The organism is Parvimonas sp. M20 (genome assembly GCF_035282425.1).
Classification (GTDB): domain Bacteria; phylum Bacillota; class Clostridia; order Tissierellales; family Peptoniphilaceae; genus Parvimonas.
Window position 1 is genome coordinate 1 of the sequence record NZ_JAYKBQ010000150.1, and the last position, 277, is coordinate 277.

Below are 277 nucleotides of genomic sequence, written 5' to 3' on the forward strand. Positions count from 1 at the left end.
GTCTGCAGTGGGAACAGGCGGTCAACTGGGCCGACATGGTGCTCTACAAGGCCAAGGCCGAGGGGCGCAACCGGGGGGTCGGCATCCAGGCCGTCGACGCCGGCGACGGCGACACCCTGGCCCACATCCAGCAGGACTTCGACGCCGCCTGCCGCAATGGGCAGGTGAAGCTGAAGCTGCTGCCGGGGCCTGCATGATGCGCGGCCTGTCCGATCGTCGAGCGCTGCTGTTGTGGCTGGGCAGCATCGCCGCGTCGCGCGTGGCCGCCCAGCCGGCT

At 70.8% G+C, this 277-nt stretch carries 1 protein-coding gene; it reads left to right on the top strand.

The genetic code is table 11. The features are described from left to right. Positions 1 to 197, top strand: a 197-nt coding sequence (locus VJI93_RS08775; RefSeq protein WP_324009316.1) for a hypothetical protein, incomplete at its 5' end; no start/stop codon positions are given. Positions 198 to 277 lie beyond the last annotated feature (80 nt).